Source organism: Kribbella sp. NPDC056951 (genome assembly GCF_042674205.1).
GTDB classification, from domain to species: Bacteria; Actinomycetota; Actinomycetes; order Propionibacteriales; family Kribbellaceae; genus Kribbella; species Kribbella yunnanensis.
Genome location: NZ_JBHUQZ010000011.1, coordinates 14,197 through 27,896 on the forward strand (window position 1 = coordinate 14,197; position 13,700 = coordinate 27,896).

Genomic DNA, 13,700 nt, shown 5'->3' on the forward strand with positions numbered 1-13,700 from the left:
TCACGACGGCAACGCCGACTCGTGGCGAGGGTTTTACAGCAGAGCGCGGCTGGACCCACTCCTCACCACCCGCCGGATCACCGCCGTACCGGTTGCTACCGCTGGATCCCGGTCGATCCGCGGCCCTGGTCACGCGCACCGGCAGCGCGTTCGCCCGCCGAGGTCGATCGTTCCTGGCCCGCCGTCTGGCCTCCTGGGATCACCCGCATCTCATCGCGCATCGTGTCGCGGAAACCCTGCTGGTCCCGAACCATGGCGTCCAGATCGACTCCCTGCGGCACAACAGGAGCGGCGTCGAACACCCGGGCATGTGCCGCAGCCACGAAAACCCGCATCGTCGCGTCCGTCCCACGCCGGAACTCCGGCCCCTGGAACAGGCAGTACGTCGCGTCCGCGAACGCCTGGCGATTCTCCGGATCATGAGGATCCAGGCCACCGGCCTCAGCCCGCTTGGTCTCCAAGCCGGCCAGTTGCTCGAACGCCGCGCGGCGCAGCACCTCGCGATCGTCCAGCGAGGCAGTGACCGTAATCGTCTCGTCGAGCGCGACAGCGGGCGCCGCGGCGGCCATCTCCTCCGTACTACGGCCGAACACATCCGCCGCCTGATCGCCGAGCGACTCGGTCCGCATCAACAGATTCCCGTTGACCGTGCGCCCATCAGGCAACGCGACCTGATGCTGCACCCGATCCGCAGACCCGGAGAACTGCTCAAGCGCGACCCGCTCCATTTTCGTCAACGCCCGATGCGCCGGCGACCCGCTCTCACGACCAGCGACCGACGGACTGAGCCGATAAGACATCGACCCCTCGCCGATCGGCGTACGAATCGTCTCCGCATTCGACGAAGGCCGAGTCACCCGCCCCTCAACAGCCAACCGATACCGCCACTCGGCCGACTGCCGATACAAACCCTCGAACGCCGCAGCCCGATCCTCAACCGTCGAAGCCGACGCGAGCCGCTCACCCAGCGACTCAAGCGCCCCATTCGCCGCCTCCGCCTGAACCGCCGCAAACCGGTCGAGCTGATCCCACTGCGCAGGGTTGTTGGTCGTCTTCACCAAGTCAGGCGTAGGAAAACTCGACGCCGAAATCCGCACGGTCACACCCGCGAAATTACCAACCCAACAGGTCTTGAGGATTGGGCGATGGTGGGCGACTGAGGGTCCAGTCGCCGAAGTGTTGGTCGAAGCGGTACCAGAGGTTGTCGGGGCCGAGGCGGAGTTGGAGTTTGCCGGCGGTGACGCGGTTGGCTGCGACAGTCGCCTTCGGTAGGAGGGCGGCGGCTTCGGCGAGGGCGTCGGGGTCCGCGTCCGCGGGCATGTCGAGAGTCGCCGACAAACCACCGGCCCCACCAAGGCGCCACGCAGCGGCCCAGCTGGTCAGCTGACGAGCCGGTACGCCGGATCGATGCGCCAGCTCGGCCAATTCCGCCGTACCGACTCCCGCAGCTCGACGGGCAAGGTCCTGGTCAAAGGTCAGCTCCGACCCACCATCACCCGAGGCCAACTCCCAAGCCCGCTGCGCCGCATCGGTCGCCAACGCAACCAAATCCCGTACGTCGACCTCCGACGCCCGAGGCGGATCCAGCGCCTGCACCGCTGCCGGTGGTCGCGCCGACCGCAACGGTCGGGGCACAACCGGCAGCACGCCGATCCGACCGGCGTAAGCCTCGCGCGCCGGGATGCCCGGGGGAGCGGCCTTGACGACCGGCGCGGTGTCGGAGGTCCCGCGGCGAGCGCGGAGGGCCGCCAGAAGATCGTCTTTGGACCGACCGCGAAGCAGCAGCAACGAAAACGGATCGCTGTCGAGAGCATCAGTGATGACGTAGCAAACAGCCGCGGAGTGTTTGCACGGTACGGCGAAGTCGGGGCAGTTGCAGTTCGTCCGGATCTCGCCGGCACCAGGCAGCAGATCCAGTCCGGCCGCACGGACGTCGTCAACCACCTCAGGCGGCAGCTCCCCATCCAGCAGCGCCGCCACACGCCCAATCTGAGCCGACACGACGTCGAGCACGGCATCCCACTCAGCATTCGAGAACGCCTGGACCCGCACAGCCACCTGGTACGGCGTCGTCCGGCTGCCCTGCACAACCGCGTCGACCTCGCCAGGCGTGACCGTCAGCTCCAGGACGCTCCCACGGCGCGCGTACGAACGCCCGCGCGCCAACCGGTTCGGATCCAGCCGCGCCCGTTGTTCCAACGCTTCCAACCACGCGCGCCCCCACCAGGTCGCACCGAACGGCCGCCGACTCCCCGGCCCTCGAGCCGCCGGAAGTCCCGCATCGTCACCCTTGTCACGCCACCCCTGCCAGGGCACCCGCTCGTTCAAAGCGCCCTCCCCACCGCAGAAGGGTTGTACGCACTGGCCGAACCCGACCGAGCCGGTCCGGTCGACAGCTCGACGAGTTCGCTCAGCTCCGCATCGGACAGCTCACTCAGCCAGGCCTCACCCGAACCGACTACCGCATCCGCCAGATCGCGCTTCGCCGCGATGACCGTGGCGATCCGATCCTCCAGCGTGTTCTCCGTGACGAGGCGATGCACCTGCACCGGCCGATCCTGCCCGATCCGGTACGCACGGTCGGTCGCCTGATCCTCGACCGCCGGATTCCACCAGCGGTCGTAGTGCACGACATGTGTCGCCTGCGTCAGCGTCAGCCCGACACCGCCCGCCTTGAGCGAGAGCAGGAACACCGGAGACTCACCAGCCTGGAACTGCTCGACCATCTGCTCCCGTTTGCGCACCCCGATCCCGCCGTGCAGGAACAGCGACTGCACACCACGTGTCGCCAGATGCGCCTCGATCAGCCGGCACATCTCGACGTACTGGCTGAAGATCAGCACCGATTCGCCCTCGGCGAGGATCACGTCGAGCAGTTCGTCAAGCGCAGCCAACTTCCCGGACCGCCGCTCCAGCGGACCTGGCTGGTGCAGGAACTGCGCCGGATGATTGCAGATCTGCTTGAGCTGCGTCAGCAGACTCAGCACGAGCCCGCGCCGTTCGATACCTTCCGCAGCCTCGATCTTGGCCAGCGTCTCCTTCGCGACTGCCTGATAGAGCGTCGCCTGCTCCACCGTCAGCGGTACGACGAGGTCGTGCTCGGTCTTCGGCGGTAGCTCCGGCGCGATCCCCGGATCGATCTTGCGCCGCCGCAACAGGAACGGCCGCGTGATCCGCGCCAGCCGAGCCGTCGCCTCTTCGTCGTGATACCGCTCGACCGGTACGGCGATGTCCTGCCGGAATCGCTCGAGTGAGCCGAGCAGCCCCGGCGCGGCCCAGTCGAGGATCGACCACAACTCGGACAACCGGTTCTCCACCGGCGTCCCGGTCAGCGCGATCCTGGTTGCTGAAGGCAACGTTCGCAACGCACGAGCCGTCCGGGACAGCGGATTCTTGGCGTGCTGCGCCTCATCCGCAACGGCCAGCCCCCACTGCACTTCGCCGAGCACCCGATGGTCCTGGCGGACAACGCCGTACGTCGTCAGCACCACCTCGTCCGGCGCGATGTCGCTCAAGGTCCGCCCCGCCCCGTGGAATCGGCGAGTCGGCACATCAGGAGCGAACCGCGCGAACTCCCGCTCCCACGTGCCGAGCAACGTCGACGGGCAGACCACGAGCGTCGGCCCACGCCCGCGCCGCAGCAGATGCAACGCGATGACCTGGATCGTCTTGCCCAACCCCATGTCGTCGGCGAGACATCCACCGAGCCCGAGATCAGTCAGCTGCGCCATCCAAGCCACACCGCGCCGCTGATAGTCCCGCAGTGTCGCCTGCAACCCCGCCGGCTCCGCGGACACCGGTGTCTCTTCACTCGACCGAAGCCGAGCCAGCATCGCCGCCAGCGAGCCGTCCGCGTCGAACGCGACCAGCTCACCATCGACCTCGATAGTCCCGGTCAGCGCAGCCGCCAGCGCCTCAGCACCGGTCAGCTTGTGCGTCCCGCCGCGGCGCAGTTTCCGAACCAGGTCGTGGTCGACGCGCACCCAGCGCCCACGCATCCGGATCATCGGCCGCTTCGCCTCGGCGAGCGCAGCCACCTCCTGCTCGCTGAGCTCCTGCCCGTCCAGCGTCGGCTGCCAACGGAACGCGACCAGCTCGGTCAGGCTGAAGTCCGGACCGGTCACTGCCCCCGGCGTCGGTGTCCCGGCCGTCCCGCGCACAGCAAGCTCACCCGCGAAGAGCTCAGCCGGCCACAGCACCTCGATACCAGCGCCCTCCAGCGCCGTACTGCCCTCGGCCAACTCCTCAAGCGCCTCGTCATCGACCTCAACCGCAGCCGGCGCCGCGTCCCGTAATGCAGCCGACAGCGGCGGCCACACCCGCGCACCACGCCGCAGTGCCAGCAACAGGTCGGTCTCCGCCCGCTCACCGAGCGCCGCCAGCACTGCCGCCGGTGCGGTCCACACATCGGCCACATCGACCAGCAGGCTCGGGTCAAGCTCACTCCGCAGCTGCAGCACAGCCTGGAAGTCCAACCCCTCCAGCGCAGGCGGCTCGATCCGCAGCACCAGCCGAGCTCCGGCGTCCTCGCTCTGTGCAGTCTCGGCGAGCCACGCGGTCGGTCCGGTCACCGCCACCGGCTCCACCGCCGCGAACGCCGCGGCACCAGCACGTACGGCGACGGCAGCGGCAGGCGTCCGCACCAGCGTGTCCGCGATCGCATCCCAGAACGCCCGAACCAGCTGCTCCGGATCGACCAAGCGCACCGGCCGCGTCCCCTCGACCGGCAACGCATGCCCGTACGGCGGCATCGCGGCGACGAGTTGCTTCAGCCAGCCGCGGTCGAGCGGATCCAGCGGTGCGACCCGCCAACCGCCGTACCCACTCGGGGTGAGATCCGGCACGAGCCGCCCACGCGCGATCAGCCCCAGACCGGCCAAGGCAGCAGCCCGCCACGCCTCCCAACTCGCGGCGCCCTGCACCGGCGACGACGCCAGCGCGAGTGCCTCCGAGATGGTCAGCAGTCGCGCCGGAACAGTCCGCCGCCGAACCTGCGATCCCTGTGGGAGCACGAGTGTGACGCTGTCGTCGGCCGCGTCGAGCTCGCCGTACAACGCCAAGCGGCCCGCACGTGGCGGGTCGGCTGGGATGAAGACGGCGTCGAACATGCCCTGCAGAGTACGCCGGACCCCGGACAACTTTCGCGTCGCCGGATCCGGCCTGTGGACAACTTCGGATCGGCTTGACCTCAACCGTGGTTCAGGAAGAAGGCTGGAGGCACTCTCGACGACGAAGGAGCAGGAATGCGTGCAGCAGTGGTGACCGAGTTCGGCGAACCCTCGGTGATCCGGATCCAGGAGTGGCCCGACCCGGTCCCGGCCGACGGGCAGGTCCTGGTCGAGGTCGAGGTGGCCGACATGATCTTCGTCGAGACAGCGATTCGCCGTGGCCTGCACGGCGGGTTCTTCGACGTGAAACCGCCGTACGTACCGGGCAGCCGGTTTGGTGGCCGAGTGCGGGCGACCGGGCCCGGCGTACCGGAGACGTGGATCGGTAAGACCGTCATCGGACGCGGTGTGGACTTCGGTGCGCATGCCGAGCTCGTACTCGCGGCAGTCGACACCCTGACCGAGGTACCGGCCGGTCTGAACCTGGAGACCGTCGTCGCCGTGACCGGAGACGGTTTCACGACCCTCCTGCTGGAGCAGCTGGCCCCAGATCTGCGCGGTAAGGACGTGCTGATCACTGCGTCCGCCGGAGGCATGGGACTGCTGCTGACCCAGCTAGCCCATCGTGCCGGGGCGCATGTCATCGCCGCTGCTCGTGGGCAGGCCAAGCTGGACCTCAGCAAGGCACAGGGCGCGGATGTGGTGATCGACTACTCGCAGCCGGGCTGGGAGAAGGCGGTGCTCGAAGCAACCGGCAACCGGGGCGCCGACGTGGTCTGCGAAGGCGCCGGTGGTGAGCTGGGCGCGACAGCCTTCGGCGTGGTCAAGGACGGTGGCTGGTTCTCGGCGCACGGTGCGCCGAGTGGCGGGTTCGCTGCCTACGACCCGGCTGACGCGGAGCGTCGGGGCATCACGGTGAAGGGGATCGCCGACCTGCGCGTCGACATCATCTCCACGCCTGTGACCGACGCGCTCGTACTGCAGCGGGCCGCAGCCGGTGACCTGGTGCCAGTGGTCGATCGGGTCTTCGACCTGGACCACGTGGCTGACGCACACACGGCCATCGAGCAGCGCGCACTGCTCGGGAAGGCCCTGATCAGAGTGCGCTGACCCTCAGTCGACCGGCTGGTCGGCGTGGTCAGTGACAGCAGGTGGGTTCGGCCGGGCCGCGACGATGCGGTTCCGGCCGTCCCGCTTGGCGCTGAGCAGTGCATTGTCAGCCGCGAGCACCAGCTGATCCATGGTGTTCGCGACGTCCGGGTACACCGCCGTACCGATAGACGCCGGTACGCCGCTGATCAGCGCGGTCTCGTCGGCCGTGGTGTCGACCGACACGGTCAACGTGCTCAGGCGGTCGCGAATCCGCTCAGCGACCTCCAGCACCTCGGTCTCCGACGCGCCGGGCAGTAGCACCGCCAGCTCGTCGCCACCGACACGTGCCACCAGATCGCCCTGCCTGACCTCGGCACGCACGCTCTGACCGACAGCCTTCAAAGCTTGGTCCCCGGCCGGGTGGCCGTAGGTGTCGTTGATCTCCTTGAACCTGTCCAGGTCGAGCATCAACAGACCCACTGTGCTGCGCAGAGTCTCCGCACGCGCCAACTCCACCGGCACTGCGTTCGCCCAGTACGCCGGAGTGGCGAGACCGGTCTTCACATCGGTTCCAGCAGCACGCTGGAACTGCGGTAGCAGCAGATCGCGGTGCAGAGTCAGCACCGTCACCATCAGGATCGGCACAACCCACGGGTACGACGCCTGGAGCGCACCCACCGCCACGCCGAGCCCCAGACCCGCGACCACCACCAGCTGATCGGAGAGGTCACCCAGCGCGCCACGGGCAGTGGCGTCGGGGGAGGACAGCAGAATCGCGCCGATCACCAGCGCGAAGTTCACCAGCCACCACGTGGTCGCCGCACCCAGCACCACCAGCAGGGAGAACGGGCCGGTCGGTACCCGCGGCTCCGCGATCAGACCGCCCCCACGCAGTACGGCGGCGGCCGCAGCGCTGGCCAGGATGAACGTGCTCGCGGAGAACACCTTGCGGTGCGCGATGGTCCGTCCGTAGACGCGGATCCAGGAGTACCCGTACGAGACGACGATCAGGGCGATCACCAGGCTCAGCGGGAGCAGCAGCAGGCCGGCGAACACCCACAGGCTCTTCAAGTTCGTGTATGGCGAACTGTTAGCTGCCATCTCGCGTCGCCGCTCGATTCCGCGGGCAGACTCCAGGTGCAGGACCGAGGCGGCCGCGAGCACTGCGAACGCGGCCCACTCGGAGGGCCTGACGCCGGTACGGGCACCGGAGATCGTCGAGGCCAGAGCCAAGGCGGTGATCGTGACTGCGACAGCGTCGACACCGAGCACATAGCTCAGCGCCGGACGTGGCAACGACCAGAGCTTCCATCGGCGGGGTGGCACCCACTTGCTCCGACCGATCAGAATCATGGTGGCCTCACACGGATAGACCTGAGCGGTTATTCCTGAATAGTAACTGCCTGTTCACGCGAGGTCATCCCGGCCCGCGCGTTATTCCATCTGGCGGATGGCGAAGGAAGGATCCCCACCATGTCCAAGATCAGCACCGGCAACGAGTGGTTCAGCGGTTCCAGCAAGCGTTCGACCGGCGGCGGCAACGAGTGGCTGCACGGCGGGAACGAGTGGTTCCACGGCGGGAACGAGTGGTTCACGCAGAGTGGCAACGAGTGGCTGAACCGGCCGGCCGGGGGCGGCAACGAATGGTTCACCAACGGTAACGAATGGTGATCCACGAGACCTCCCGAGAATTTCTTTACCGATAATTTACCGAGGGCTGTCCGGAGGTAATTCCCTGAATCTCCGGCCGGCTTGCCGAGCAGTGCACAGAAGCGAGCAGAAAGTCATGCGGGGCTCGTTCCCGCGACTTCGGGCCCGGGGCGGCGGGCACGTGACCAGGCGGCGCCCGCCGCCACGGCGGCACACAGTCCCACGGTGCCCATCACCCCCAGGGCGAACGACGGGGACGAACCCTCGGCGACCAGGCCGGCCAGCAGGATCCCCAGGCCCTGACTGCCCTTGAGAGCCGTGCTGGCGACTCCGAACGCCTGACCGCGCTGTGAGTCCGGCACAGCCTGGACGAACGCCGCACTGGTCGGCAGGTGGTACGCGGACGCCATCCCGGAGATCCCCCACAGCAACAGTGTGGGCACCAGACCCGGTGTGAGGAAGCACAGGGCCAATGGGATGCACGCAAGTGCGGCCAACGGCCCCAGGAGTCGCATGCGACGCTCTGGCGGCCAGAGCGTGATCAGCCACATCCCGGCGACCGCACCGGCCGGACTGGCCGCCAGCAGGAGCCCTGCCGCGGTCGGCCCTTGACCGATCTCATGCGCATAGGGGATCGCCAGACCCTCCACGGTCACGTAGAACCCGGCGATGGTGGCCAAAATGACCAGCGTCCGGAGCTTCGGCGTACGGGCAACCAGTGAGAGGCCTGCGGACAGGTCTTTGAAGTAGCTCCGACGTGGCGCATCAGTGCCACCCGTCGGAGCGGGTCTGCGATGGACTCCGACTGCCAGTAGCGCCGCGGACAGCAGGAAGGTTGCCGAGTCGAGCAGGAGGCCGCCGGACGTGCCGACAGCCACCACGATCGCGCCACCGGCGCCGAAGCCGAGCACCTGACTGAACTGCACGACCATGTCGTTGGCGGCCTTGCCGAGGACATAGTGATCCCCAGGCAGTACGGCGGGCAGTGTCGCCGCGCGAGCCGCGTTGAACGGTGACCCGAACGCCTGGAGTCCGAGCAGGAGCAGGATCACCGCGAGCAGTGGGAGACCCTCGATCGCCATAGCAGCAACGAGAATCGCCCTGGCCAGATCGGTGAGGATCATCACCGAACGCCGCGGGTAGCGATCCGCGAAGCCCGCCAGCAGCGGACCGAACAGCAGATCGGGGATGTAGGTCAGCGCATACGTCAGCGCGGTCAGCCCGGCCGACTCCGTCCGGTCGAAGACCAGCACCGCCAGTGCCACGCGCGCGAGCTGGTCACCGGCGACGGACAGCACCCCGGCCACGAACAACGCGCGGAACTCGGCATGTCCGAAGACATCCCGCCAGCGCGCACGCTCGACCACCCCACCCTCCATGAGAGCAGTTTTCACCACTATCCGTAGTCCCACACCTTCCCCGCGTGATCGGAAGGGTTTCCCTGCGCGAAAGGGGGTGAATCAAGGGTTTGCTGGCGGCGCATCAGTGCCATCTTGCGGCCAAAACGGCTACCCGGTGGCGTCGGGTTTGATCAAAGGTTCTATATTTGTGAGTGTTCCGGTACCGGGGTCTGGGCGGGGCGGCCCCGACCCTGGTACCGGACTTCTCATGTTCCGGCGCGGAACCGTCAGAAACTGTCGGTGGAGCCCGGTAGCGTTCTTCTTGCCAGGGGCGGCTCCTGGACGTGCTTCCTTCTCCTTCACCAGGCCAAGTAGCGCGTCCGCTCTCCGCCCCTGGCGCCCTCATCTATGACGCCTTGCGGGGAGGACGCGATGCAGGAGGCTGCGGCCGTGCTGTTGCGGCGCCGACGGCTGGTCGACGCGGTGGCTCTCACTCCGCCCGTGCGCCGGTCGGCGTGGCAGTGGGTGCGGCGTCCGCTGACCATCCAGGCCGGCATGTCCGCGCTGCAGGCCGACCTGATCCAGCGCGGCTTCCTGCTCTCGGTCAGTCTGTACCGGCACTGCGCCGGCCTGTCAGCTCCCGCACTGGCCGGTCTGGGCAGTGCGCTGCTCGAGCTGCTGGACGCCGACTCGGGTCACGACACCGAGCACATCCCGCTGTTCCGCGGCTTCCCGGACACCGTCCCGGCGGACACCGACACGTTCTACATCAACCGCGTCTTCGCCCGACTACTCCAAGAGCCCCAGCAGCCCTGCGTGCTGTGTGGCGACACCAAGTCGGTGCATCCGGTCTCACCGTGTGCGCATCTGGTCTGCCGCACGTGCTGGGACGGCGCAGACCTCAGCGCCTGCCCGCTGTGCTTGCACCGGATCGATCCGAGCGACCCGTTCCTGCAGCCGTCGTTCGACGGGGTGCCGCAAGGTCAGGTCCGTTCCGACCGGCTGCGCCTGCTCTCGCTGGCCGGTCCGGACGCAGTCCGCGCCACAGTCGAGTCCCTACTGGTACGGCGTACTCCGCCGGCGGCCGTGGATCGTGCCGACCTGCAGGTGCTGTTGCCGCTGACCGAGCTGTCCTGGCTGCCGAGTGAGATCCCGGTCCGCGAGACCCAGGCGGTGGTCATCGCACACTTCCTCGCTGACGAGCCCGAGGTGATCGACCGCGCCCGGACAGCGACCGACGTACTGCGACTGCTCTACACGCTGATGGACGCCGACCCCGGTCTGCGGACACCACCTGTTCGCCGTACGTCGCTGTCTCGCGCCACCCGGCGTCTGTTGCTGGCTCGGCTGGACCGGTTGCCGGCGGACACGCTGATCGAGGACATGCTGCGGCACGAGCGCGCGTGGAAGCGGATGGGTGAGGTGCTGCACCCGTTCGAGTTCGCGACCCGGCATCCGCGCGCGGCGCTCGCCTTCGCCGTACTGCGGCGATCCGATCTCGAAACGCAGTCTGCGGTCGGTCAGGCGATCCTGAGCGAGGCGGCGGGACATCCGTTCGTGCGGCTCGAGGAGGGGCGGCTGGTCATCCGCACCTTCGCCTCGCGCGTCGAGGGTGCGTTCGTGGACGGCCGTCCGGGGCTGGCGCTCGATCTGCTGCGGCAGCGGCCAGGGGAGCTGCTCCGCAGACTGGTGCAGCTCGCCCGCGAGCTACCGGCCGACCAGCACGCCGATCTGGTCGGTGCGGTCGGCACTGCGGTCTCGGATGTGTCCCCGGCTGTCATCACGGCAGCGCTCGGCCAGGTGCGGACGCCGCCAGGTGACCTGCGCCTGTTCTTCCCGCGCGGCGGCAACACGCGAGTGTGGACGACAGTCGACGCCCGGGAGCCGCTGCCATCCCAGCTCGCGGCCGCACTGTCCGGCGTACTGGTCGGAGAGATGCTGCGGCGAGCCAGTGACCTGCCGCGGTGGAAGCGGGCGTTCCTGGACGAGGACCTCGCCAGACTCGCCGCACCGGGCTCGGAGCGCGGCTCGTCGGCGTCACTGCGCCGGATCACGCGGGGGAGCGCCGTACCGATCCCGCCGCAGGACCTGCTGCGGCTGTTCCTGCACTGGGTCGAGCCGCGCGGACAACGAGTCGACCTGGATCTCTCGGTCGCAGTGTTCGGCGAAGAGTGGGACTTCGTCGGACTGTGCGACTACACCCAACTGCGCTTCGACCAGGAGGCGCTGGTGCACTCGGGTGATCTCACGTCTGCTCCTGGGCCCGAGGGCTCGAGTGAGTTCGTGGATCTCGACCTGCGCCAGCTCCGTCGAGCGGGCGGGCGCTACGTGCTGCCTGTCGTGTTCAGCTACAACAACGTCCCGTTCGACCAGTTGGAGCGTGGTTTCGTCGGAGTGATGCGGCAGCCGACCGGACTGTTCGATCCGGCCGCGGTCGAGGAGCGGTTCGACCTGTCCGGCCCGGCGAAGATCCTGCTCCCGTTCGGCGTCGACCTGCACACCAAGGAGCTCCGCTGGTACGACATCAACCTCAGCGCGGCTGGCTACGGTCACAACATCGCCCGGTACGGCGGCCACCTCGCGCTGATGTCCGCTGCACTCGAGGACGTGTACGGCTCGGGCGATCGCGTCAGCCTGTGGGAGGTCTGCTGCTGGCACGCAGCGGCCCGCGCCGACGAGATCGCCGTCCGCTGTGATGACGGCTCGGTCGTCGGCTACCTGCGTGATCCGGCCGAGGACGTGACGACGTTCGCCCGGCGCCTGATCGCCAGACTCGAACCGGACCGCGTGTGGGACGAGGACGCGGCATCCCGCGCCGATTTCGTCGGGGTGCTCCGCGGCGACCTCACCCCACGCGCCGGCACACAGGTCTACGCGCTCCACCCGCACCTGCTCGACGCAACCACGCTCGCGCTCGTCGACGCGTCGTACCTGCTCAGTGCACTCGCACCGGACAGCCGGGCGCACGCACCGGTCAAGCTGTGAGAATCCTGAGAGCAGTTTGACAATTCCGTGACGCTGCCGCGCCAAAAGCTTTGGACTGGTCGGGGACAGGAGTACAACGGAAAGTGACTGCGAAGGGAGCCACGCATGACCTACGACGTGGTGGTGCTCATCGAGCGGGAGATGAGTGAGGGCGACGCGCGCCGCGTTGCCGCCCTGCACGCAAGGTACGAAGAAGCCGTCAACTACCACCTGCTCGTCTCCAGCCATCCGGAGCGCGGGTTCGGTGGACCGATGGCACTACTGGGTACGACGTTCGACGATGTGGCTGGTCTGAGCAGCCCACCGGGGAGCGCCCCGTCCGCAACATCCACAGCGACAGCACTTGCCGATCCAGATCTCGACATGGCTTCGGTCATCGAGCACAGCTCGCGTCAGCTACGTCTTGCGAGTCGTTACCCGGTGCACGTCTCCATCACCCACGGCGAGGTGTTGCTCGCCCTGAAGTCGCTGGTCATGCGCACCGGCGGCCAGGAGGTCGTGGTGGTCGCCTGGCCGGAGACCGCGGCCAGTTTCCTGTGCTCCGACTGGGCCGCCAAGGCCCGCAAACTGCTCAAGGTGCCCAGAGTCCGCATTCTCGAGCACGATAATTAGTCGGTGAGTGCCCGGAGTGCAGCACGTTCGTCTTCGGGCACATAGCCGGCGTAGTAGTCGTACATGTTCTGTCGGGCGATCCGTGCCGCGGCATGCCCGTCGCCGGAGCGGATCGCGTCGACCACCTCAGCGTGGTGCTGCAGGGACTCCAGCATCAGCGCCCGGCTGTTCGACGCGTGCGCGATCTTGTCCGAGATCAGCGTCAGGACGACGCCACGGACGACCTCGTTGCAGGTCTCGATCAGCGAGTTGCGGGCGATCCGCGCGATCAGGTCGTGGAAGGTCAGGTCGGCCTCGCTGAACGCGGCGAAGTCGACGTCGATCGCTGCGCGCATCGCGACCAGCGTGTCCTCGAGCTCGGCGAGTTGTTCCGCCGTCCGGAGCTTGCACGCGACCTGGATCGCGGCGCCGTCCATGATCATCCGGAACCCGATCAGCTCGGCCAGGGTCAGCTGATCCACTCGCGCCAGCCGGTCCACCTGCTTGCGCAACGCGGTCGACGAGAACGGCAGGATCTCCGGCCCATTCGGATCCCCGGGCCGCGACCGTACGACGCCGTTGCTCTCCAGCACGCGCAACGCCTCCCGAACGGTCGACCGGCTGACCGCGAACTGGGCGACGAGCTCCCGCTCACTCGGCAGCCGCTGACCGGGCGCGAGATCGCCCCGGACGAGCGCTTCCTCGACCTGTTCGACGATCCGCTGGTACGCGCGGACGGGCTGGACCGGCTGGAACCGTGGTCCCTCGGCCATTCGGTCACCCCCTTTGCCTTGACAGACCCCTGCGTAGCGACAAACCTAGTGGCCCAGTGACACCTAGTCCACTGGTCGGACCAGTCACAGCTGGACGGCGAACACCGCCGTACTGCGTGCCCGCTGCCGGCCGGAGTGGGCCGGGTCGGCAGAATGCGGCG

Annotated in this window: 10 protein-coding genes; 4 read left to right on the top strand and 6 right to left on the bottom strand. The window is 68.1% G+C overall.

All coding sequences use genetic code 11. From position 1 onward, the window contains the following. Positions 1–95: 95 nt before the first annotated feature. The 3 genes from ACFTSF_RS32215 to ACFTSF_RS32225 are packed head-to-tail and all read right to left on the bottom strand — an operon-like array spanning position 96 to position 5,108. Complete coding sequence (locus tag ACFTSF_RS32215; RefSeq protein ID WP_380158226.1) at positions 96–1,103, bottom strand: hypothetical protein; 1,008 nt, start codon at positions 1,101–1,103, stop codon at positions 96–98. Between the two features lie 10 nt (positions 1,104–1,113). Continuing rightward, complete coding sequence (locus ACFTSF_RS32220; protein WP_380158228.1) at positions 1,114–2,328, bottom strand: SWIM zinc finger family protein; 1,215 nt, start codon at positions 2,326–2,328, stop codon at positions 1,114–1,116. Then, on the bottom strand, positions 2,325–5,108 hold the full coding sequence (locus ACFTSF_RS32225) for a DEAD/DEAH box helicase (protein ID WP_380158230.1): 2,784 nt from the start codon (positions 5,106–5,108) through the stop codon (positions 2,325–2,327). Before ACFTSF_RS32225 ends, ACFTSF_RS32220 begins: the two co-directional genes overlap by 4 nt. 135 nt (positions 5,109–5,243) lie before the next feature. Between ACFTSF_RS32225 and ACFTSF_RS32230 the strand changes: the two genes are divergently transcribed. Further along, positions 5,244–6,218: a zinc-binding dehydrogenase gene (locus ACFTSF_RS32230; RefSeq protein WP_380158231.1), complete on the top strand. Its 975-nt coding sequence runs from the start codon at positions 5,244–5,246 to the stop codon at positions 6,216–6,218. 3 nt (positions 6,219–6,221) lie between these two features. On the opposite strand, the gene ACFTSF_RS32235 is transcribed toward ACFTSF_RS32230, so the two are convergent. Beyond that, a complete protein-coding gene (locus tag ACFTSF_RS32235) occupies positions 6,222–7,553 on the bottom strand; it encodes a diguanylate cyclase (RefSeq protein WP_380158233.1) in 1,332 nt (443 codons plus the stop codon). A 120-nt stretch (positions 7,554–7,673) separates the two neighbouring features. Here ACFTSF_RS32235 and ACFTSF_RS32240 point away from each other — a divergent pair, with 120 nt between their 5' ends. Then, positions 7,674–7,871, top strand: coding sequence for a DEAD/DEAH box helicase (locus ACFTSF_RS32240; RefSeq protein WP_344161775.1), 198 nt, complete (start codon positions 7,674–7,676; stop codon positions 7,869–7,871). A 113-nt stretch (positions 7,872–7,984) separates the two neighbouring features. On the opposite strand, the gene ACFTSF_RS32245 is transcribed toward ACFTSF_RS32240, so the two are convergent. Beyond that, positions 7,985–9,229 carry an MFS transporter gene (locus ACFTSF_RS32245; protein WP_344161778.1) on the bottom strand — a complete coding sequence of 415 codons (1,245 nt, stop codon included), beginning with the start codon at positions 9,227–9,229 and terminating at the stop codon, positions 7,985–7,987. A gap of 393 nt (positions 9,230–9,622) precedes the next feature. Between ACFTSF_RS32245 and ACFTSF_RS32250 the strand changes: the two genes are divergently transcribed. Together ACFTSF_RS32250 and ACFTSF_RS32255 are read left to right on the top strand one after the other, a co-directional pair. Next, the gene (locus ACFTSF_RS32250; protein ID WP_380158235.1) at positions 9,623–12,175 is read left to right on the top strand and encodes an MXAN_6230/SCO0854 family RING domain-containing protein; all 2,553 of its coding nucleotides are present in this window, start codon (positions 9,623–9,625) and stop codon (positions 12,173–12,175) included. Between the two features lie 105 nt (positions 12,176–12,280). Further along, positions 12,281–12,787: a hypothetical protein gene (locus ACFTSF_RS32255; RefSeq protein WP_344161784.1), complete on the top strand. Its 507-nt coding sequence runs from the start codon at positions 12,281–12,283 to the stop codon at positions 12,785–12,787. Here the strand turns inward: ACFTSF_RS32255 and ACFTSF_RS32260 are convergent. Continuing rightward, positions 12,784–13,539, bottom strand: a complete 756-nt coding sequence (locus tag ACFTSF_RS32260) for a FadR/GntR family transcriptional regulator (protein WP_344161787.1) — start codon at positions 13,537–13,539, stop codon at positions 12,784–12,786. The genes ACFTSF_RS32255 and ACFTSF_RS32260 overlap by 4 nt on opposite strands. Between the last annotated feature and the right edge of the window lie 161 nt (positions 13,540–13,700).